Here is a 21148-nt window from a genome sequence, read left to right on the forward strand (position 1 = left end):
TTAATGGTTGAAGAGGAACTCGCGGGTGCTCATCAGGCCCCAGAACAGGTCTTCGATCGTGGCCCGTTCTTCGGCCGAATTTACAGGCGGAAGGAACTGCACCAGTTGGCGACGTTTTTCCGGCGTGGGGTAACGCGAGAAACAGGTCATATAGATCTCGTCGACAATCGCTTCATCCGAGAGGCCACTACGGCGAAGCTGAAGCAGCTTCTCTACGCGGCTGTCCTTGGACTGCAGCTTCTGATTGATCGTATTGCCGTTGGAAATGTGCATCACCTGAACCATGGTGGGTTCGGATGAGCGTTCACACTCACAGACTATGTTCCGAGGGTTTCGGCCGAACGTACTGAGGAAGTAGTTCTCCACGGCCGAGTCATATAGTTGAATCGCCTTGGTGCCCTCGGGATAGAAGTCGGTCTTCTGCTTGTCGTTACCGGGGAAGGCAATCGTATCGAACTTGCTCGGTACGCCCGTCACGTGAACCACGGCATCGTGTAGGACTTCCGCCATGATGCGTCGGGGATAATAGCGACTATAGAACCGGGTTTCTGCTTCATTGCCAGCGATGGGCTTACTCGAACGCTGATAGGCGTTGGACTGCAGAATCGCTCGCATGAGTGATTTCAGGTCGAACTTGCTGTCGACGACATGCTTGGTCGCAGCGTCAAACAACTCGCCGTTACTCGGAGGATTCGAGATCCGCAGATCATCGACTTCTTCGACCAGGCCAACTCCAAAGAAGTTTGCCCACACCCGGTTGGTGATCGCCTTGGCGAAGTAAGGATTGTCGGGCGAAGTTAACCACTGGGCAAACTTAACCCGGCGGTCTTCTGGGCTATCGAAGGCCATCGGCTCGCCATCCAGTGGCGTCGGTGGCTGCGGCTTGCCCGTTCGCGGTTGAACCAGTTCGCCGGAGGTGGCCACGTACAACGTCCGGGCACCATCCCCGTTGCGACCTTCGCCACCCCAGCCTTTGGCCTTCACACGCGAGAAGATATTGGCCATCGCGTAGTATTGGTCGTTCGTCCACTTCTCGAGCGGGTGGTTATGGCACTTGGCACAGCCGATCGACAGGCTCATGAAGGCCTGCGAGGCGTTTTCGGTCATCTCTTCCGGCGTTTGATTCAACGCGAAAAAGTTCGTCGCACCATTCTCGGTGCTCTCGCCGGTTGAGGTGACAATCTCGCGAACCATTTGATCCCACGGCGTGTTCTTCTCGACGTGCCCGTGAATCCATTGGTAATACGTCTTGAGCGCCGTCGGGCGAAGCAGCGTGCCGTTGAGCATCAAGATATCGGACCACTTGTAGGACCAATAATCGACGAACTCAGGGCTTTCCAGCAGCTTCTCGATCAGCTTGTCGCGTTTATCTTCGCTCGTATCCGCCAGGTAAGTGCGTGTTTCTTCGAGCGTCGGAATGCGACCGATCGTATCGAGATAAGCGCGCCGCAGGAATTCGGCGTCGGTACAGTTGGGCGAAGCTACCAGGTTGAGCCGCTCGAGTTGGGCATTGATGTGTTCGTCGATAAAGTTGCGTGGTTTTCGATCATCCGCGCCGACAATCTCTGACTTGTCGGCCTCCATCGCGTAGGGAACGGTTGTGCGAGCAATGGCCAGCTTACTGTCGTACCACGCCACAATAGCCCCTTCGCCAGGTCCCATGATCGTGGCAAGACCTTCGTCATTGACCTGCGAGACCGTATCGTTGGTGCTCGACCAACGAACCCAACGCGTCACATCGCGCGAGGTTCCGTCGCTGTAATGGGCACGCACCGAGAACTGCTGCGTGGCTCCAATCGTCTGTAGGGATGCTTCGGGAAAGACTTCCAGCCGCTCGGTCACAGCGTCGCTCGACTCAGGAGGAGCTGCTCCATGCGCGATCCATTGGGCCAGAACCTCGAAGTCTTCGCTGTCGCGAGGAAGCTTCAAGCCACCTTTGTGCGGAACGGCCGTTGCAGGTTTGTTCAGCAGCAAACTGTACTCCGGGGCGGCGAACTCGATTCGGCGTCCCTTGTCTTGCTTCACGATATTGAAATAGTCGGACTCGGGATCGTAACCATTGAGCGACAGGCGAAACCCACCTTTACCGGCCAGGGCTCCATGGCATCCGCCTGCGTTGCAATCTCGCTTCGACAAAATAGGCAGCACGTCACCGCGTAAGCTGTACTGCGTCGCTTGGTCTTGGCCTGACACAACGACAGGAACCGATGCCGTCTGTTCTCCGGCTTTCACCGTGATGGTTGTCTTTCCGTTACCAACCGGTTGAACGACACCATCTTCGATGGTGGCAACGGAAGGGTCTTCCGAATTCCACTCCAGCGCATCGGTTACCTGGCCCATAAGTTGATCGCCCATCTGCTGCTGAACGATCACCAACTGCCGATTTTGGGGCGATCGCAGTTCGATCTGTTGAGGCAGGATGACGAGCGAGGCATCTTCAGCCAACGCTGGCGAACTCATCAAGGCCAGCAAGGCAGCAAGAACCACCGCCGCTTGGGATATAGAAAGCCGCATATTCATGGAATGTCCAGGAAGGAGAGTGCTCTAGAACAGTTCGTGAATCGGATTGTGGCCCGAATCGACGATGGGGAAGGGACGGCCGCCGGGTCCCGGCAGCGCCTTGTGAACATCGAAGCCGAGACTATGGAAAATGGTCGCCGCTACATCCGCAGGCTGCACGGGTCGATCGGCAGGCACGGCACCAATCGGGTCGCTGGCACCAACAATGCGTCCTCCTTGGACGCCACCCCCGGCAAAGCCGCAGGTAAAACATTGCGGCCAGTGATCACGTCCGCCGGCTGGGTTCACCCGCGGCGTCCGACCGAATTCGGCCAGATTGCAGACCAGTGTCGAATCGAGCAGGCCGCGTTGATCCAGGTCTTCGATCAACGCCGAATAACCTTGGTCGTAGAGCGGAGCGACCGTGTTCTTCATCCCGTCGATCGAAGTGAACGGCTTCGACCCGTGAATATCCCAGGTAATTTCGTTAAACACGGTCAGGAACGTATTGATCGTCACGAAACGGACACCGTTTTCGATCAGTCGCCGCGAAAGCAAGCAGCATTGACCGAAGCGATTCATACCGTAACGCTCACGAACCTTCTGCGGTTCTTTGGTCAGATCGAATGCTTCTCGCGCCTTGGGGCTGGTCATCAAACGAAAAGCGGACTCGAAGTTACTTCCCAGAAGGTCGGCGCTCTCGCTGGCCTCGAAGTTGGCTGCGGCTTGATCGACCAGGTCGCGAATTCGCCGCCGTCGTTCCAACCGAGTCGAATCGATCTCGACCGGAGGAAGCAGGTCGGGGACCTTGAAGTTCTCTTTGGAAGGATCGGCATTGAGTGCGAACGGATCGTGAGCCTTGCCCAGAAATCCGCCTGCTTGACCGTTGGGCATGTTGCCACCGCCACGTCCCATCAATTGCGGCAGCACGGCGAACGCAGGCAAGTCGGTCTTGCGGCCGCGCTCGAAGCTGACCACCGAACCGATATGCGGTGTGTTCACCCCGCCAGAGAACAGCCGCCCGGTCTGCATCATCTGCCAGCCCGCATCATGCACGGCGGCACCGGTGTGGTGAACCGAGCGGACCAACGAGAACTTATCGGCGATCTTCGCGTGGTTGGGAAGAATCTCCGAGATCTGCAGGTCGGGGTTATTGGTGGCGATCGGCTTGAACGGCCCGCGTACCTCCGACGGAGCATCTGGCTTCATGTCCCACAGGTCGAGCTGACTGGGAGCGCCCAGGTTGAAGATCATGATGCAGTTGCGGTCGTCGTGATCCGGCTTGACGGCCCCTTGGGATTTAGCCGCAAACAGATGAGGAAGGCTCAGCCCTAAAGCTCCGAGCGTTCCCACTTGCAGGAAGTCACGGCGTGTTTGTCCATTGCAGGTGACCGATTTGCCACGCCCTTGAAAAGTGAACATCGCGTTCTCTTGTTTTCGTTCAGCCAGGAGGAAAAGTATTGGCTTGGGTGTAGGTCGCTAAGGAAGGAAGTCCGTACCGTTTTCCGCCCGATACGAACCAGATGTTCTTAATCTATCTCGCCCGATGCGTGAAATACTAGGGATTTTTCCGCAATGTGTGGTATTATCTGCGCATCGCCCTAAATATCGGAGTGAACTAAATGAACGCCAGTATCGGTGCCGAACTCGCCCTTGCTGGGCTATTTGACTATCTTCCTGACGTCTATCTTTACGTTAAGGACCGCGAGGGTCGGTTCGTCGCCGTCAACGATGCGCTCTGGAAACTGCGGGGATGGGAGTCCGAGGCGGATCTGCTCGGAAAGACCGATCTCGATGTGCACCCTCGCTATCTGGCCGAGCGTTACATGGCCGAAGACCGGCAGGTGATGGAGTCTGGCGAACCACTTCCCAATCAAATCTGGCTTGTCCCCAGCAAACCAGGGGAGCTGAAATGGTTTATTTCGAGCAAGACGCCCCTGAAATCAAGCACCGGTGAGATCATCGGAATCGCGGGCGTGATGCGTGATCTTGAGAAGGCCAAGTCGGTTGCCAACTCGTTTGATGCGTTCGAGAAGGTCGTCAACTACGTGCTGCGAAACTACGAACAGCCCCTCCGCGTCAATGAACTGGCCGCCATGGTGCATCTATCGGTCAGCCAGTTTGATCGCCGCTTCAAAGCCCTATATCACATGACGCCTCAGCAGTACATTTTGCGCGTACGACTTCACGCAGCATGTCACGAAATATTAGCGTCGCAAGGGACATTCGCCCAAATTGCGAACGCGTGCGGGTTTTATGATCAAAGCTACTTTACCAAGCAATTTCGCAAGCACCTGGGGATGTCGCCGACCGACTATCGGGTAAGGTATCAGGATTCGCTGGGGCAACTATCCGACTCACTGGGGCTGGCACCGCTGCTTCCCTCCTGAAATAGACTACCGACACGATGAACCAGCCTCAGGGCCAGCTTCGCCGCGAATTGGGCATTCCCGGTGCCGTAATCACCGGTCTCGGCTCCATTCTGGGGACCGGAGTTTTCGTAAGCATCGGCATCGCGGCCGGCGTAGTAGGGGATTCGGTGGCGTTGGCGATCGTTGCGGCCGCCTTCGTCGCGATTTGCAATGGACTGAGTAGTGCACAGCTCGCCGCGAATCATCCCGTCAGTGGTGGCACGTACGAATATGGCTACCGCTGGTTAAGCCCCAGCCTTGGGTTTCTCGCAGGCTGGATGTTCCTGTGGGCCAAGTCCGCATCCGCCGCGACTGCGGCGCTCGGCTTCGCAGGCTATCTGCTTCCGCTCTTAGGTAACGACAAAACCTCTTTTCTCGTGCCGCTCGCCTTGCTGGGGCTAGTCGCCCTGACGGTGATTGTGCTGTGGGGAATCCGCCGGACATCGCAGGTCAATGCGCTGATCGTGGGAACGACCGTGCTGGTTCTGATCGCGTTCATCCTCCTGGGAAACGCCACCACTGCGCCACGAGCACTTACTCTGACCGACCTTTGGCCCGCCAGCGACTCGTACGGGGCGTTTGCCCAGGCAATCGGCTTGATGTTTGTCGCCTACACCGGGTACGGACGGATCGCCACGCTAGGCGAAGAAGTCAAATCTCCCCGCCGCACGATTCCCATCGCGGTGATCGTAACGCTGGCGATTTCGATGCTTCTTTACTTCTTGGTGGCGATTACCTCCCTACGCAACGTCGATGCCGATTCGTTATCAAAGTACGCCAGTCAAGACGCAGCGCCGCTGGAAATGGTTGCCCGGCAGTTTGACGTTCCAGGCTCGATGGCCCTGATGACCGTCGGGGCGGTGACCGCCATGCTGGGTGTGCTGTTGAACTTGCTCTTAGGTCTCTCACGCGTTCTGCTGGCGATGGGACGCCGCGGAGACATGCCGCGCGGTCTATCGCTGGTAGCCCAGTCGAGCGGAGTTCCCTGGACAGCAACGATCGCCATCGCCGTTTTGATCGGGGCGATCGTCTGTGTGGGGAGTGTGAAGCTGGCCTGGTCGTTCAGTGCGTTTACCGTGTTGATCTACTACGCCATCACCAATGCGTGTGCATTGCGATTGAAAGCGGAAGAGCGCCTCTACCCGCGGATCATCCCCATCTTGGGTTTGCTCTCGTGCCTGACCCTCTCATTCTGGGTCGATCGCCAGGTGTGGTTCGTGGGCATCGGTATTCTCGTCGTGGGTCTCGTATGGCATCAAATTGCGCGGCGTCTTTCTCAGGCCAACTGAAGCACGTTTGGGCTGTCTGAAAATAATTTCCAGGCGCACTATCCTACTGAGGCGCTGCGCCTCTAAATTGCTTGTATCGGCCTCGCATCTCTCCCGCTTCGGGGCGAAACCATTTTCTTTCTCAAGTCAATGAGCATCACCATGTCATCCGCCGACCCACAACCCGATCATCGTGGATCGCTCTCGCCAGAGAACGCTCCCCAGGTCGTGGTGCGCGCTGACAAGGTGTATGTCTGCTCGGCCTGCGGGACATTGGTCGAGATCCCAGCCGATGTTGTGGGCCAACTCGTCATCCCGGTCGCTCCTTCAACTCAGGATGAGCCAACAGCGACAGCGGCTTCCTCAGAGGCTTCCCCTCCCACCGAGCCGAAACAAAAGGCCGACCCAAATCAAGCTCTCACTGAAGAACGCCCATCAAAGTTCGTACCACCAAGCTCTCGGCCACCGCGCCCACGACTTCCTCGAAGGCCAAAGCGCAACGCATTCACCGGCGAGATCATCGACGGGCTTCGCGTGCCGTCTTCCCACCAACTGGACCGTGCGCTGGCGTGGGTCTCGTTCCATCTCAAAGTGCTCGACCGCCAAGGGAGCGAAATCAAGCGTCTGCAGAAGCTGCTCAAGAATCGCTGCTCGGCAGACCGGGTGGCACCGAATAGTCCTCACAGCAGTGCGCATGATCCTCCGGCCCGCGATTCGATCGGCCCGCCAGATCGTACCGATCACGGGCCTGCGCGCGCTGACTTGAACGTGGCCTCGCCATGCACCCAACCCAAAGGGCGCGAGCCTCCCTAAATACGTTGCTTTCTCCCTCATAGAAAGAGCACGCAAGCGGTGCTGGGTACCCGTTACCGAGCCTGCTTGGGTGTGTTCGATGCTGCGCATAGGGAAAACCGGCAAAAGTTGACCTGTGCTGCCGGGCGTACGATACTAGAGCAGCCCTCTCTTTATCCCTCCCTAACTAGATTTCCATGGAGCGCCCCAAGATCATGCCCTCGTCGAGTCAACATCGCAAACTAGCATCCTTGTTACTGACGCTTTTCGCGGCTGTCCTACTGCTGTCCTTTGAAAATAAGGCCATGTCGGCCGAGCCTGGCAGCAAGCCGAATGTCGTCTTCATTCTCATCGACGACATGCGTTTCGACGCGATGGGCTTCATGGGGCATCCTTTCCTGAAGACACCTCAGATCGACGCCATGGCCGCCAATGGGGCGAACTTCACCCAGGCGTTCGTGACGACCTCGCTTTGCTCGCCGAGCCGGGCCTCGATCCTGACTGGGCAGTACATGCACAATCACGGCGTGGTCGATAACAACGACACCGATCTGTCCGAAACGATCTTCTTCCCGCAGTATCTGCAGAAGGCCGGATACCAGACCGGCTTCTTCGGCAAGTGGCACATGGGTGGTGGAACCGACGCGCCGCGTCCCGGTTTCGATCAATGGGTCAGCTTCCGTGGGCAAGGACATTACAATCCGCCTGGACCGAAGTGGACTCTGAACGTCAACGGCAAGTCGGTTCCGCAGAAGGGCTACATCACCGATGAACTGACTGATTACGCCATCGATTGGCTCGACACGCTCGATCGCGACAAGCCATTCTTCTTGTACCTGTCGCACAAAGCCGTCCATGCTCGCTTTGAACCAGCTGAGCGTCACAAAGATCTTTACTCCGACGTCGAGATCGAAGCCCCTGGCTCGCAGGCCAACACCGAAGAGAACTACGCTGGCAAGCCAATGTGGGTGAAGAACCAACGCAACAGCTGGCACGGCGTCGACTTCCCGTATCACTCGTCGCTGAATATCAAGGAATACTACCGCGACTATTGCCGCTGCATGAACGCCGTGGACGACAGCGTCGGTCGCGTTCGCAAGTATTTGAAAGACAACAAGCTGGATGACAACACGGTCGTCATGCTGATGGGCGACAATGGCTTTCTGTTTGGCGAACATGGCTTGATCGACAAGCGAAACGCCTACGAAGAATCGATGCGTGTTCCGTTGGTGGTCGAAGCCCCAGGCATTTTGGCCCCTAGCACGACGGTCGACGCGGTGGTCGCAAACATCGACATCGGCCCAACCGTTCTCGAACTGGCTGGCATTGAAACGCCGGATCATATGGACGGCATGAGCTTCATCCGCATCGCTTCCGGCAAGATGGACGCGAAGGATTGGCGAAAGCACTTGTTGTACGAATACAACTGGGAATGGAATTTCCCTCATACGCCAACCATGTTCGCGCTGCGTGGCGAACGCTACAAGTTCATCCAGTACCACGGCATCTGGGACACCGATGAACTGTACGACCTGGAAAATGATCCTCACGAGATGCACAACTTGATCAACGAGCCAGGGCTGCAAAGTACGGTTCGCAACATGCGAAACGCGTTGAATCAAGAACTCAAAGAGCGCGGCGCGATGCAAGTTCCCTTTGGAGCAAAGCGAGGCCCGGGGGCGAATCTTCGACGTGAGTCTGGTTCGGGAGCTGCCGAGTTTCCCGGTACCGTTCTGCGTGAGAAGGACAGCAAACAGTAAGTCTCGCTCCCGTTTGATTATCCTAATTTCTCCTTTGGGACACTCCTCATGCGTTTAGTGATTACCGCTCTATTTGCCTTGACGATGGTCGCCGGGCTTTGCGCTCGCGTGGCGAGCGCCGCCGACCAACCGAATGTGGTCATTTTGCTTTCCGATGACCAGCGCTGGGACGACTATTCGTTCCTGGGGCACGATGCGATCAAGACTCCGAATATCGACAAGTTGGCGAGCCAGTCGCTCGTCTACGAACGTGGTTACGTGCCGGCCTCGCTGTGTCGTCCCTCGTTGGCCAGTCTGATCACGGGGCTTTACCCTCATCAGAACGGCATCACGGGTAACGATCCGGCAGAGAACAAGCGGACTCCGGCAGGGCGGGCCGTTTTGGTCGATCGCTTCCAAAAGAATCCTCGCCTGGCCGCTATTCTCGGTCAGCACGGGTACATCAGTTTCCAGTCCGGCAAGTGGTGGGAAGGTAACTTCTCCAGCGGCGGTTTCACCGAAGGGATGTCTCACGGAGACGTTACCAAGGGGGGACGCCACGGCGACGTTGGACTTCAGATTGGTCGTAAGACGATGAAGCCGGTCACCGATTTCATCGATAAGGCTGTCGCCGAAGATAAGCCGTTCTTCCTGTGGTACGCCCCGATGATGCCTCACCTGCCGCACGATCCACCGAAGCGGATCCTCGACAAGTACACGCAGGAAGGTCGCCCGCTTGAGATCGCCAAGTACTTCGCCATGTGCGATTGGTGGGACGAAACTTGCGGCCAGGTGCTTGACCACCTCGACAAGAAGAACATTGCTGATAACACGGTGGTGATCTACTTGTGCGACAACGGTTGGATTCAAGAGGCCGAGAAGGGTGGCGGTGCCGTTGGTGGTCCACGCGGCAAGCGTTCCGTCTATGACGGCGGCACGCGAACTCCGATTATGATCCGATATCCAGGCCATGTGAAACCTGCTCGTAACAAGACCGATCTGGCCAGCAGCATCGACGTTGTGCCGACCATTCTGGATGCCGTCGGTGTCGAAACCGATTTCAACTTCCCGGGCATCAGCCTCTTGGATCACGCCAAGGCCGCTGAGCGAAAAGCGATCTACGGCGAGATCTTCGCCCACGACATTCCCGACTACCGCAAGCCGGAGCTGGGGTTACATTACCGCTGGATTATCGATGGCGACTACAAGCTGATCGTCCCCAGCGGCATGGAAGAGGGGGAATACGGACCCGAGGAAGTGGCATTGTTCAATGTCACCAAGGATCCGGAAGAGGAGCAAAACTTGATCGCCGATCATCCCGAGATCGCGGCTAAGCTCCGTAAGAAGCTCGATGCCTGGTGGAACCCAACGCTGAAACCATAAGCCCACTTGGATGCGCCAAGATGCAGTTTCCAACCGCTGCATCTTGCGCATTCTCTCTCTCGTCCAACCAAGCATGAAGCCTGGGTAAAGTTCTGGACGAAATTGGGCGATAGGCTGAAACGCGCGATGCATTTCGGCACTCGATTGGCAATGATTAGTGCGGGCAAGCAGCAGGAAGGCGGTATCGGAACGGGCAGTTACAACGGAATCTTTTTGCGCACATTTTCTAGATCCGCGCGGATCGAGATACCATGCAATATCGCTGCCCTCTGTGTCAGACCAATGGAGTCGTTCCTGATAAAGCTCGCGGGCATGAAGTTTTATGCCTGAAGTGTCGCGAGCACTTCTTCATCCCTGACCAATCGTTGGAAGATCGCATCAAGCTGGGCCTCTTCACTGCCGCTCGAAAGAATGACGGTGAAGTAGTCATCGCGTTTGCGGAGAGTGGGGCCGACCTCGATATCCAGGAAGAGGAAACCGGGCACACACCGCTTCATATCGCCTCGTACTACGGCAAGCTGTACGCAGGCCGCGAACTGATTCAGCATGGTGCGTCGCTCGAGATCCGCGCCTCGAAAACCGTTCAAACACCGCTCTTCTATGCCGCTCGAGAGAACAACCCCAAGATCGTTCGCTGGCTACTTGAGAAAGGTGCCGAGCCCAACTGCCAAGATCCCGACGGCACGACACCGCTGCACTGGGCGGCCCGCAAAGGCTACCTGGAAGTGGCAAAGGCTCTCGTCGCAGGCGGGGCCAACCATCGCGCCGAAACCCATAATGGACTCAGGCCGCTTCAATTCGCCGTATCGTATCACCAGCCAGAGCTGCGGGACTTTCTGGTCTCGGTCGAACGCGCATCGAAGTTCATGCAAAATCAGCGAAGTAAGACCAACTCCAAGACCGGCACGCTTAATAAGTTCTTGTTTGGATTCGGCGATTAACTCGTCGAACGGATTAGTTCTGAGCTTGCGACGTATCTAACAGCCGGACGGTGATGGAGTCGGCCTGGTGGTGATCGAGATCCAGTTGCCGTTGGCCATCGTTTACTTGGAACGTCCACGTCTGCTCGTTGTCGGTTCGTGGACCAGTGATCAATCGATCGCCCGCCGTCAGGTCGAAACTACCTTCCGGCTCCACATGCATAACCTCCGCCACATGCCCTTCGCGCAGGAGACTCGCAGGCACTTCGTGTCCGGGCACAAGGTGCAGAAAGTCTTCCGGGATCTCCTGACCGTGCGGGTCGGTGATCGGGTGGCCGAGTCGATCGTCCAGGTAGTCGACGGCAGCTTCGTCGTTGACGTGCTCCAGCAGATGAGCACGGTCGTGGATTTCTTCCTCCGGCATGCCCAGGCGTGCCAGATAGGCTTCCCAGATCCGGTGGGCACGCATCAAGCGTCGGGCTTCCAACTCGCCTGCCTCGGTGAGCTGATACGCATCGTTTTCCATGGGCTGAATGAGCCCGCGGGTCACCATGCCATCGAGTGTTCGACGCAGACGCTGGCCATCGGTCGGCACGTTCGCGATGATCGTCGCAAGCGATGTCTCCAAGCCTTCGTTACGACGCATACAACCGAGGATGTCTTCCGCCAATGTATGAGGGATCGCGGCCCGCTTGCGTATCCAAGTAGAAAGCAGCCCGAAGCGCGGCGAGAACACCAAGACCACCATGAACTGAAATGTACTGAACAGCACGATCGGTGGACTCGTCGCGACATTCAACCATACCGAAAGGTAAACGCCACACACGACGCTCGAAATACCAAACAGGGCCGAGAGGGCCATCATATGGCTCAATCGATTGGTCAGCAGATAGGCGGTCGCGGCCGGGGTAATCAAAAGACCTACCACGAGAATCACGCCCACAATCTGCACCGCACTGACCACCACCAGCGACGTACACGTAGTCATCAGCATGTGGATCAACAGCACCGGCAGGCCGATCGAAGCGGCCATGATCGGGTCGAACGAAGTGAGCAGTAACTGGCGATACCAAAGGATGGTTACGAACAACACAACAGCCGTAACACCGGCCATCATCCACAAACGTTCGGCATCGACTGCCAGGACGTCTCCCATCACGAAATGAAAGAGGTCCAAATGAATGTAATGCGAAAACATGCTCGCCAGCGCACCACCCAACGCGAAGATGCCGGTGTACATGATTCCGATCGCCGTATCTTCTTTGATTCGCGACACGCGCGAGACAAAGCTCACCAACAGGACGGTCGTGAAGCCTGCGATCAGCGCGCCCAGAATCATCCCGGCGAAGTGGGCCTCGTGACCATAGACGACTTTCATCAAAAGGTAACCACCGGTCACACCAGCCAGCATCGAGTGCGAAATGGCATCGCCCAGAAAGGCCATGCGCCGCAAGATGATCAAGCAACCCACCACGCCAGCGGAGATGGCCACCAGGCAGCCCGCAACCACGGCTCGCAGCAGGTAGCTGTTGCCTTGGAACGGTTCGACGAACAGGGTATAGAAAGCGTCCATTACTTCGCTTTCTCCTCGATCACCCGCCGCAGGTGCTCAAACGCTCGCACGTTGCCGTCGTACACCTCGCTCAACAGTTCCGGCTGCAAGATTTGTAGCGGCGTACCGAAGGCAAACAGGCGTTGTTTCAACAGGATCAAAGCGTCGAAGAACTCCGCCGCAGTGGCCAGGTCGTGATGCACGACGACCAGTGTTCGACCTGACTTCTTGGCGTTCTCCAGCACACTCAAGATTGCACGTTCCGTTGCTGCATCGACGCCTGCGAAGGGCTCGTCCAGCAGCACGACCTGGGCTCCTTGCGCAAGTGCACGGGCCATGAAGACGCGTTGCTGTTGTCCGCCGGAAAGCGCTCCGATCTGGCGTTTGCGGAGGTCGGCCATGCGAACGATCGACAGGGCTTCCTCAACGATCTCCCAGTCGGCCTTCGAGGGTCCCCATTGCCACCAGGGGATATTACCGTAGCGGCCCATCATAGCGACTTCCTCCACCGTCACGGGGAAGTCCCAGTCGACGCTGCCACGCTGGGGCACGTAGGCGACCAGTTTGCGGGTACGTTCGACCGGCGTACCGAAGATGCGTACATCACCCACATCGGGACGTAAGAAACCGAGGATCGCTTTGATCAAGGTCGACTTGCCTGAGCCGTTCGGACCGATGATGCCGACCAGTTGGCCTTGAGGAATCGCGAACGAGACGTCCAGCAGTGCCGGAACGGCGCCGTAGCTGACCGTTAAATGTTCGACTTCGATCGCCGGTACGCTGGGATCGTTCGATTCCGGGGAAGGTTCTGCCGTGATCATTCTTCCTCCTGAGGCGAGGAAGGATCGCCTTTCACTTGAAACGGAACGCGGCCGACTAACTTCGTTTCGGTCCCTTCCGCCCAGATGGTTTGCGAGTGGATCGGCTGCCGACCGTTACCCTCGTACAACTCGACGTGAATAGCCTTGGGAGTGATATCGGACGAATTCGCTGGCGTCATTTCAACGAGGAACTCGCTTTCGCCTTCACGAAGCTCAAGCTCCAAGGTCTTATCGACCGGCTGACCTGCAGGAATGGGCTCGTCGATCGAAATTACATTTTCACCCAGCAGAGACACTTTCAGCGAAGAGGCCTTCGAGACATCTTCAGCGAACGGATCGATTCCGGCGGCAAATGTGGCCACGATACGCAGGCGATAACTGCTGAGGACCTCGCTCGTCTCCGTGGGGATCGAAGGCAGCTGATTCTCAGCGAGGGTCTGCTGATAGAGCCAGGTCAGACCCAGGACAATCGAGGCACTCAGGATGGCAACAACGATGCGCATAGGTAGGAAGTTTGCTGAACTATTTCAACGACTGAACGATCGTGAGGACATTCTCTCGCATCATGCCGATGTATGTTTCTCCGGCGGTGTCCGGGGCTCCCATCGAGTCGGAATAAAGTTCGCCGCCGATTTTCACGCCCGCCTCGCGGGCAATCTCTCGAACCATTGTAGGGTTAACCGACGTTTCGACAAAAATGGCTTTCACGTGATGCTCGCGAATCGAGTCGATCGTTTCCTGACGCCGTTGGGGACTGATCCCGGCACCGATTTCCTTTCCCGTCGACCAACCGACCGGCGTAGCGGACTTCATTCCATAGGCATGGCAGAAGTAATTGAACGCGTCGTGGCTGGTCACCAGAACACGCTGCTCGACCGGAATGTTGTTAACTTCGCGCACGATCCAGCTGTGCAGCGTTCTAAGTTGATCCAGGTAAAGGGCCGCGCGACTGCGATATTCGTCGGCGTGGTCTGGGTCAAGTTTGACCACTGCATCGCGAATGTTGCGAACGTAAATGGCCGCGTTGGTGCACGAGAACCATGCGTGAGGATCGTGCATTCCCTCGTCGACACCTGGGACTTGCAGCGGCTGACAACCCTCCACGCACGTCACAATCGGGCGGCCTGTCTGGGTGGCAAGCTTCCGCATCCAGTCGTTGCCTTCGAGATGCCAGCCGTTTTCCAGGCATAAATCGGCGCCCGACACCAGTTGGGCATCGCCAGGCTTTTTCTCATACAGGTGAGGATCCTGGCCGGCTGCCAACACGCTTTTGACTTCCATCCGATCGCCGACCACCTGCCGAGCAAAGTCGGCCACTTGGGTCGTCGAGCAGACGATCACCGGCCGCGTTTCCTCTGCGGAAAGCGTTAGTGGAAGCAGTAGCGTCACAATCAGGGCCGAAGCCAGTCGACAGGCGTGCGTCATTTGTATAACCAAAGCAGCAGTTTTGAGTACTCAAAATATCATAATTGGGGTCCAGACGAAAAACAAGGGCTGTTCAGTTCGCCGTAACTGGTCAGAAACTTGACTTTTGGTAGATAACCCTCGAAACTTCGCGCGGTCCGATCGGTTTCATTGATTACCAAGCTATTGCAATTGCTAACCTTCTCCCAGGAAGAGATCTGTTATGAAATCTTCGTTCTTCGCGCTATTCTTGCTCGCCTTTCTTCTCACCGGTGTCTTCGCAAGTACGGCCGCGGCCACCGAAGCGTCGCCTGAAGATTGGGCCAACTGGCGAGGCCCTGACTACAACGGCACCTCACCCAGTGCCAAGCCTCCGGTGAAATGGAGCGAGGAAGAGAACATCCGCTGGAAGGTTCCGATCTCGGGGAAGGGGAGTTCCTCGCCAATTATCTGGGGAGACAAACTCTTCGTGCTGACGGCGGTGCCGGTGGAAACAGAGGAAGCCGAGACGGAGAGCGACGAGGGAGAAGCAGCCGAGCCGGAAGCCCCGCAGCCACGTGAAGAGTCGGCCGATCGTCCTCGCCGTGGTCCTGGCAACTTCCCGGGAGGGCCTCGTGGTCCCGGCGGTCGTGGCCCTGGTGGCCCGCGAGGGCGTGGCGGATTCGGTCGCGGTGCGGCCCCGACCACGCCGATGGACTTCACCGTCGTCTGCCTTGATAAGTCGACCGGCGAGAAGATCTGGTCGACGGTCGCCATCCAAGCGGTTCCCCACGAATCGGGTCACAATACGAACACGTTCGCTTCTTCTTCCGCCGTGACCAATGGCGAGATCCTGGTCGCCTTTTTCGGTTCGCGCGGTATTTACTGCCTTTCGATGGACGGAAAACTACTCTGGAAACGCGATCTTGGCCAACAGCAGACGCGTAACGCTTTCGGCGAAGGAAGCACGCCGGCCCTGTATAAGAACACGATCATCATTCCCTGGGACCATGAAGGGGACTCTTTCGTATTAGCCCTGAATGCAACCACCGGCGAAGACCTTTGGAAAGTCGACCGAGACGAAGCCACTAGTTGGGCCACGCCTGTGGTGACCGAGCACAACGGCACGGCGCAGGTGATTCTCAATGGTTCTACCCGCGTCCGGAGCTACGACGTCACCTCGGGCAAACTGATCTGGGAATGCGGTGGGCAGGCCACCAACCCAATCGCGACCCCGATCATCTACGACGGCAAAGCGATCTGCATGACCGGCTATCGAGGTTACGCGGTCTACGCGATCGACCTGAATGCGAAAGGGGACGTGACGGACAACGAAGACTACATTGCCTGGAGCCGGTCGGACGTTGGACCGTATATCGCCTCCGCGACGCTCCTGAACGATCGTCTTTACGTGACCAAGTCGCGTGATGGCGTGCTCTACTGTCTCGATGCCAGCACTGGCGAAACCATTTTCGGCCCAGAACGCCTGCCGGAAGCCTCGACGCTGTATTCCTCGCTAGTCGCAGCCGATGGCAAGGTCTATGTTTCGGACCGAGATGGGACCACGGTCGTACTGGAAGATGGCCCGGAATTTAAAGTCCTGGCAGTCAATCAGTTAGCAGAAGGGATCGATGCATCCATCGCTTTGAGTGGGAATCAACTGTTCCTCCGCAGCGAAGGGCACCTCTACTGCATCCAGCAAGCGGACGGCAAATAAGAGGGGGGAAATCGCGGCATTTCCTTACCAACGCGAAGAGCGTATTCACGAAGTCTTCATATTGCCTTCATCGCTCAGCGACTTCGTTGAGTGAAAATGTGCTGAATTGTTTCTGGCGTCCAGGCTTATCTAAGGGGTAAGCCTGACGCTGGCAAGCTGAGCATTTTTCACGCTTCGAAAGACTTGCTGACATGCCGCAAGAGGCAAACTCAGGTCCCAACATTTGGATTGTCGTGCCTGCCTATAACGAGGCAGCACGGATTGGACGTACGGTTCAAGGGTTGATCCACCACTTTCGCAATGTGGTCGTCGTCGACGACGGATCTCGAGACGCCACGTTCGACAGCCTGAAACACCTTCCGGTTTGGGCGCTGCGTCATCCCATCAACCTGGGGCAGGGAGCAGCATTGCAAACGGGCATCGACTTTGCGGTTGGTCACGGCGCGGATGTTGTCGTGACCTTCGACGCCGATGGTCAGCACGACGTCCATGACATTCAGCGGCTCGTCGAACCCGTTGTGTCCCAGCGTGCCGAAGTTGCCCTCGGTTCCCGCTTCCTGGGTAACGATGCGGTCAACATGCCGACCAGTCGCTGGGTGATCCTCAAGCTGGGCGTTCTCTTCACGCGTGTTTGCTCGCGCATCAACGTGACCGACACCCACAATGGCCTGCGGGCACTCTCTCGCGCGGCCGCAACAAAGATCCGTATTCGCCAGAACCGCATGGCGCACGCTTCGGAGATTTTGGATCAGATCCAGTATCTTGGTCTGAAGTATGAAGAGGTCCCCGTCACGGTGCACTATAGCGATGCGGTCTTAGAAAAAGGCCAGCAGAATTCAGCTGCCGTCAAAGTAGCGGCTCAATTCCTGCTGGGAAGGATGGTGCGATGAACCTGTTTCAATGGGTTGCTTTAACCTTCATTGGCTGTTCGCTTCTGGTGGAAGTCGTTCGAGCCATTCGTCAGAAACGAACGAGCTGGGCGAAGTCGTTCCGCATTTCCATTTGGTTAGCCGCCGCGATCAGTGTGTTGAACCCAGGCCTTGTCACGCGTATGGCTCACTCGATCGGCATCGGTCGTGGAGCGGATGTTCTCATTTACGTGGTGACGTTGACCTTCATTGCCACCACCTTTTACTTCTATTCGCGCTACCTCCGACTTCAGCGTCAGATCACCGACCTGACACGGTACCTGGCCATTCATGAAGCAAAGCACCCCGAGACATCGTCGGCCGATGTGATCACTGAGAGTTGAAGTGCCCCAACGGTCCAGCGCAACCCACCAGAAAGCCGGTGCTCCTGAAGCGTCAGAGAGTTGGGCAAGTCAACTCGTGCATCAGCCGAATTGGCTACGAGCCATTCTTCTTGTCGCAGTCGTAGCGGCCTATCTGACTTCTCTGAATGGCGCGTTTGTCTTCGATGACCTTCCTCACATTGCTGAGAACGAGAACCTCGCGAACGTTTCCCGCGCCGCCTGGTCGATGGCTCAGCTGCAAACCAGGTCGACGACGCAAATGTCGTTCGCACTGAATGCCGCATTGCTCGGTAAAACGCCGTTCACTTTTCACCTGGTGAACTTACTGATCCATGTGATCTCGGTGTTAGCCCTCTTCGAGTTGGTCCGCGGATCGATCACCTGGTGGAACGAAAGACATACCCCGGTACTCAACGCCAACCTGACGGGCTTTCTGGCGGCACTACTCTGGGGCGTCCATCCGCTGGGGACGATGGCGGTCACCTATATCGTGCAGCGTCACGAGTCGTTGATGGCCATGTTCTACTTATTGACCCTCTACTGTTTGCTGCGGGGCCACCTCGCCAAGACGGCGTGGCCCTGGTACATCGGCAGTATTGTTTGCTGCTGCCTGGGCATGGGAGCGAAGGAAGTCATGGTGACACTTCCGCTCGTGGCCGTGCTGTACGATCGGTGTATTTTGTCCAGTTCGTGGCGAGAATTGGTCACCAAACGAGGCTGGGTGTTCGTGTTGCTCCTGGTACCTGCGTTGATTCTTTTCGGCAAGCACCTGTCGGTATTCGGAAGTACGCACACCGAGGCCCACGATGCGGCTCTGGGTGCCCACGAAACGGCTTCGTCCTGGCTCTATCTGTGGACCCAGGCAGGCGTGATCGTGCACTACCTTCGTCTGTCGATCTGGCCTGATTACTTAACCTTCGACTACGACTGGCCGGTCGCGAATACGGAAGGAGAGTACTTACTGCCAGCAATCTTTGTGTGCGGTTTATTAGTCCTTTCGTTCTGGCTGCTGTTTAAGCGACCAGCGATTGGCTTTGTGGCGCTGACCTTCTTTTTCATTCTGGCCCCCACGTCCAGTATCGTGCCCATCATCGACGTTGCGTTTGAACATCGCATGTACTTGCCGCTGGCCTGTCTGTGTGTCCTGGCTGCGATGGTGCTGAGCATCGCCATTGAGAAATGGCGCTCACGGCATGGTGAAGAATCCAAGTACCAAACACTTCTCTTGATCGGATTGACACTCGCGATTTTGCTAGGCATACGAACCGTCTATCGGAATCTCGACTATCACTCGCAGCTTGCCTTATGGACCACGACCGTTCAGGCCCGTCCGATGAACCTGCGGGCCAATCACAACCTTTCTCAGTACTTGCGACAGGCCGATCGGCTACCGGAACTTGAACAGATTCTGTTGCGATCGATTGCCTACTGTGAGCAGCATGGCTACGAATCCTTCCCGCTGCACGGCGACCTGGCTGAGACTTACGTCTACGCCGGTCAATTCGACCAGGCGTACGAGCGTTTCCAACGAGCGTTGGAAGCCGCTCAGTCGCCACCTACGAAGATCAGCGAGTATCACACGCTGCTTCGCAATCGAAAACTGGCCGAAACACGTACCAGTTTCGGAGCGCTGTTAGACCTGCTGCAGCGACCCGCCGAGGCTGCCAAGCAGTTCGATCAGGCGATTGAGCTCCGTCCCGATGTGACGCAGTCGTACGTCATGGCCGGCGATGCCTATCGGAAGTCCGGCGATTTTGAAACGGCGCTTGTCCGCTGGAAAGAGGCCGTTCGACGTGATCCTAAACGTGTCTCGGTTGCGCGTGACTACGCGATGCTACTTATCCAGCTAGGCCGTTACGACGAAGCGGCGAAGCGACTTCAGCAAATCACCAAGACGCAGCCGGATGACCTGCTTACGCAATTTCAGCTAGCCAGACTTGAGGCGGCGGCTCCGAGTGACAAAGTTCGCGATCCAGATTCGGCCATCAAACGATGCGATCAACTCCTGCAGGCCCACCCTCAGCACGCGCTCGAAATTCAGCAGATTAAAGCGATGGCACTGGGCAACGGGGGACAGACGGACCAGGCAATCGCTCTGCTTACCTCACTCAGTAAGCAGATATCCGACGCCGAGGTCCGGAAGGACCTCGACGCGATGATGACACGCTTTCAGCAAAAGCAAAAAGTCTTGCTGGGTGGCGACGACACGAAGCGTTAAGTCAAACGCTTAAGCTTCGACACGCGCCCGGTCGAGACCCACTCGGCAACAAAGATATCGCCATTGGGTCCGAAGCACGCGTCGTGCGGATGCACGAACTTACCTTCGGTCCAGTTGTCCGGCTGCGTTCGCAGTGCCTTGTTGGACGTGACTCGCTTGACGTCATCACCTAGTTGGGCCAGGACGTTGTAGTCCTTGTCGACGATCGAAAGTCGTGCGTGAAGTTCCGGCACGATCATCCAATCGTTCCACGTATCGAGATTGGCAGGCAGCCCGAAGCCACTCACCGTGCTGAGATACTTCTGGTCTTTGTCGAATACCTGCAGCGTGTGATGGGCTCGGTCACACACGACCGTCTTCGGATTGGCTGCGTCGCGACGATCGATCCAGATACCATGCGGCGTGGCAAAGGTTCCTTCCCCCTTTCCGGGACCGCCAAACTTTCCTTGCCAGTTGCCATCGTGGTCGTACTGATGGACGTAGAAGGAACCATATCCGTCGGCCAGGTAAAAGCCGCCATCATCCAGGAAGGCGAAATTGGTCGGCATGAAGCGATCGCGGCCCCAAACCTTTTGCGGATTGGTCGCTTCCCCCTCGGCGTAGACCCCAGCTTCCATCGGGGCATACTTCTGCCAGACGGTCTCGCCTTGCTTGGTGAGCTTGGCGAACGACTTCACTTGCTGATAGGCGCAGACGTAGAGGAATTCTTCGCCACCTTCTTTGCGAACTTCAATCCCGTGGCCGCCGCCCTGGAACTGCTCGCCAAAGGCCCGAATGAACTTGCCCTCCTTATCAAACACAAAGATGGAAGGGTGGTCCTTCAGGTCAGGATTCCCTTCATGGATCACGTAGAGGTTTTCTTCACTGTCGACGGCCACATTATGGGTGGTCTGCCAGTGGTACTTATCCGGCAGGGACGGCCAACCGTGGGTAATCTCAAACTGGTACCCCTCAGGCCCGATGACCATTCGCGAGCCTGATTTGTCGCTCGCATGGACCGCAGGAGAGGGGAATAGACCAGTAGCAGCAAGAGTTAGGGCCGATCCGGCCAAAATAGCTTCGCGACGTGTAGGCATGGGGTAGACTTGAAAAGATGGGGCGGAGAACCGTCGGCTGGGTAAGCCTGAACGCGGCCCAGATAGGGCAGGAAGTGACGATATTGCCTGTTCTACGCCCAATTTGCACTAATCGCA

Annotated in this window: 17 protein-coding genes; 10 read left to right on the plus strand and 7 right to left on the minus strand. The window is 57.0% G+C overall.

The genetic code is table 11. From position 1 onward, the window contains the following. Positions 1-2520, minus strand: a complete 2520-nt coding sequence (locus PSR63_RS25690; RefSeq protein WP_274328837.1) for a DUF1549 domain-containing protein — start codon at positions 2518-2520, stop codon at positions 1-3. Between the two features lie 24 nt (positions 2521-2544). Beyond that, positions 2545-3921, minus strand: a complete 1377-nt coding sequence (locus tag PSR63_RS25695) for a DUF1501 domain-containing protein (RefSeq protein WP_274328839.1) — start codon at positions 3919-3921, stop codon at positions 2545-2547. Between the two features lie 200 nt (positions 3922-4121). On the opposite strand from PSR63_RS25695, the gene PSR63_RS25700 reads away from it, so the two are divergent. From PSR63_RS25700 to PSR63_RS25725, 6 genes are all read left to right on the plus strand, one after another. Continuing rightward, positions 4122-4889, plus strand: coding sequence for an AraC family transcriptional regulator (locus PSR63_RS25700; protein ID WP_274328841.1), 768 nt, complete (start codon positions 4122-4124; stop codon positions 4887-4889). A gap of 17 nt (positions 4890-4906) precedes the next feature. After that, positions 4907-6199, plus strand: a complete 1293-nt coding sequence (locus tag PSR63_RS25705) for an APC family permease (protein WP_274328843.1) — start codon at positions 4907-4909, stop codon at positions 6197-6199. Positions 6200-6340: 141 nt separating this feature from the next. Next, complete coding sequence (locus PSR63_RS25710; protein WP_274328845.1) at positions 6341-6991, plus strand: hypothetical protein; 651 nt, start codon at positions 6341-6343, stop codon at positions 6989-6991. Between the two features lie 194 nt (positions 6992-7185). Next, entirely contained in the window at positions 7186-8730 is a 1545-nt protein-coding gene (locus tag PSR63_RS25715; RefSeq protein ID WP_274328847.1) for a sulfatase family protein, read from the plus strand. Positions 8731-8778: 48 nt separating this feature from the next. Then, entirely contained in the window at positions 8779-10092 is a 1314-nt protein-coding gene (locus PSR63_RS25720; protein ID WP_274328849.1) for a sulfatase family protein, read from the plus strand. A gap of 251 nt (positions 10093-10343) precedes the next feature. Then, a complete protein-coding gene (locus PSR63_RS25725) occupies positions 10344-11033 on the plus strand; it encodes an ankyrin repeat domain-containing protein (protein ID WP_274328851.1) in 690 nt (229 codons plus the stop codon). 13 nt (positions 11034-11046) lie between these two features. Here the strand turns inward: PSR63_RS25725 and PSR63_RS25730 are convergent, their stop codons facing one another. Genes PSR63_RS25730 through PSR63_RS25745 form a run of 4 tightly spaced genes read right to left on the minus strand, consistent with a single transcriptional unit; the run spans position 11047 to position 14810 of the window. Then, positions 11047-12585 (minus strand): metal ABC transporter permease, encoded by a 1539-nt coding sequence (locus PSR63_RS25730; RefSeq protein WP_274328853.1) that lies wholly within the window; start codon positions 12583-12585, stop codon positions 11047-11049. Beyond that, positions 12585-13385 (minus strand): metal ABC transporter ATP-binding protein, encoded by an 801-nt coding sequence (locus tag PSR63_RS25735; RefSeq protein WP_274328855.1) that lies wholly within the window; start codon positions 13383-13385, stop codon positions 12585-12587. The genes PSR63_RS25730 and PSR63_RS25735 overlap by 1 nt, the downstream gene beginning before the upstream one ends. Continuing rightward, positions 13382-13888: a hypothetical protein gene (locus tag PSR63_RS25740; RefSeq protein WP_274328857.1), complete on the minus strand. Its 507-nt coding sequence runs from the start codon at positions 13886-13888 to the stop codon at positions 13382-13384. The genes PSR63_RS25735 and PSR63_RS25740 overlap by 4 nt, the downstream gene beginning before the upstream one ends. 19 nt (positions 13889-13907) lie before the next feature. Beyond that, a complete protein-coding gene (locus tag PSR63_RS25745) occupies positions 13908-14810 on the minus strand; it encodes a metal ABC transporter solute-binding protein, Zn/Mn family (protein WP_274328859.1) in 903 nt (300 codons plus the stop codon). Between the two features lie 202 nt (positions 14811-15012). On the opposite strand from PSR63_RS25745, the gene PSR63_RS25750 reads away from it, so the two are divergent. The 4 genes from PSR63_RS25750 to PSR63_RS25765 all read left to right on the plus strand — a co-directional run bounded on the left by PSR63_RS25750 (position 15013) and on the right by PSR63_RS25765 (position 19955). Beyond that, the gene (locus PSR63_RS25750; protein WP_274328861.1) at positions 15013-16485 is read left to right on the plus strand and encodes an outer membrane protein assembly factor BamB family protein; all 1473 of its coding nucleotides are present in this window, start codon (positions 15013-15015) and stop codon (positions 16483-16485) included. Positions 16486-16676: 191 nt separating this feature from the next. Beyond that, positions 16677-17375 carry a glycosyltransferase family 2 protein gene (locus PSR63_RS25755; protein ID WP_274328862.1) on the plus strand — a complete coding sequence of 233 codons (699 nt, stop codon included), beginning with the start codon at positions 16677-16679 and terminating at the stop codon, positions 17373-17375. After that, positions 17372-17737 (plus strand): DUF2304 domain-containing protein, encoded by a 366-nt coding sequence (locus tag PSR63_RS25760; RefSeq protein ID WP_274328863.1) that lies wholly within the window; start codon positions 17372-17374, stop codon positions 17735-17737. Before PSR63_RS25755 ends, PSR63_RS25760 begins: the two co-directional genes overlap by 4 nt. A 76-nt stretch (positions 17738-17813) precedes the next feature. Beyond that, the gene (locus PSR63_RS25765; protein ID WP_274328865.1) at positions 17814-19955 is read left to right on the plus strand and encodes a tetratricopeptide repeat protein; all 2142 of its coding nucleotides are present in this window, start codon (positions 17814-17816) and stop codon (positions 19953-19955) included. Here the strand turns inward: PSR63_RS25765 and PSR63_RS25770 are convergent. After that, positions 19952-21031, minus strand: a complete 1080-nt coding sequence (locus PSR63_RS25770) for a peptidase (RefSeq protein ID WP_274328866.1) — start codon at positions 21029-21031, stop codon at positions 19952-19954. The two genes, PSR63_RS25765 and PSR63_RS25770, sit on opposite strands and share 4 nt — an antisense overlap. Between the last annotated feature and the right edge of the window lie 117 nt (positions 21032-21148).

The sequence above is a fragment of the Bremerella sp. P1 genome, from assembly GCF_028748185.1.
GTDB lineage: Bacteria > Planctomycetota > Planctomycetia > Pirellulales > Pirellulaceae > Bremerella.

What these genes read in the sequence shown, in the direction of transcription:
- PSR63_RS25730 (WP_274328853.1), bottom strand. Translation starts at nt 12,585, where the DNA reads ATGGACGCTTTCTATACCCTGTTCGTCGAACCGTTCCAAGGCAACAGC.
- PSR63_RS25700 (WP_274328841.1), top strand. Translation starts at nt 4,122, where the DNA reads ATGAACGCCAGTATCGGTGCCGAACTCGCCCTTGCTGGGCTATTTGAC.
- PSR63_RS25760 (WP_274328863.1), top strand. Translation starts at nt 17,372, where the DNA reads ATGAACCTGTTTCAATGGGTTGCTTTAACCTTCATTGGCTGTTCGCTT.
- PSR63_RS25735 (WP_274328855.1), bottom strand. Translation starts at nt 13,385, where the DNA reads ATGATCACGGCAGAACCTTCCCCGGAATCGAACGATCCCAGCGTACCG.
- PSR63_RS25690 (WP_274328837.1), bottom strand. Translation starts at nt 2,520, where the DNA reads ATGAATATGCGGCTTTCTATATCCCAAGCGGCGGTGGTTCTTGCTGCC.
- PSR63_RS25695 (WP_274328839.1), bottom strand. Translation starts at nt 3,921, where the DNA reads ATGTTCACTTTTCAAGGGCGTGGCAAATCGGTCACCTGCAATGGACAA.
- PSR63_RS25755 (WP_274328862.1), top strand. Translation starts at nt 16,677, where the DNA reads ATGCCGCAAGAGGCAAACTCAGGTCCCAACATTTGGATTGTCGTGCCT.
- PSR63_RS25745 (WP_274328859.1), bottom strand. Translation starts at nt 14,810, where the DNA reads ATGACGCACGCCTGTCGACTGGCTTCGGCCCTGATTGTGACGCTACTG.
- PSR63_RS25715 (WP_274328847.1), top strand. Translation starts at nt 7,186, where the DNA reads ATGCCCTCGTCGAGTCAACATCGCAAACTAGCATCCTTGTTACTGACG.
- PSR63_RS25725 (WP_274328851.1), top strand. Translation starts at nt 10,344, where the DNA reads ATGCAATATCGCTGCCCTCTGTGTCAGACCAATGGAGTCGTTCCTGAT.
- PSR63_RS25770 (WP_274328866.1), bottom strand. Translation starts at nt 21,031, where the DNA reads ATGCCTACACGTCGCGAAGCTATTTTGGCCGGATCGGCCCTAACTCTT.
- PSR63_RS25705 (WP_274328843.1), top strand. Translation starts at nt 4,907, where the DNA reads ATGAACCAGCCTCAGGGCCAGCTTCGCCGCGAATTGGGCATTCCCGGT.
- PSR63_RS25720 (WP_274328849.1), top strand. Translation starts at nt 8,779, where the DNA reads ATGCGTTTAGTGATTACCGCTCTATTTGCCTTGACGATGGTCGCCGGG.
- PSR63_RS25740 (WP_274328857.1), bottom strand. Translation starts at nt 13,888, where the DNA reads ATGCGCATCGTTGTTGCCATCCTGAGTGCCTCGATTGTCCTGGGTCTG.
- PSR63_RS25710 (WP_274328845.1), top strand. Translation starts at nt 6,341, where the DNA reads ATGTCATCCGCCGACCCACAACCCGATCATCGTGGATCGCTCTCGCCA.
- PSR63_RS25750 (WP_274328861.1), top strand. Translation starts at nt 15,013, where the DNA reads ATGAAATCTTCGTTCTTCGCGCTATTCTTGCTCGCCTTTCTTCTCACC.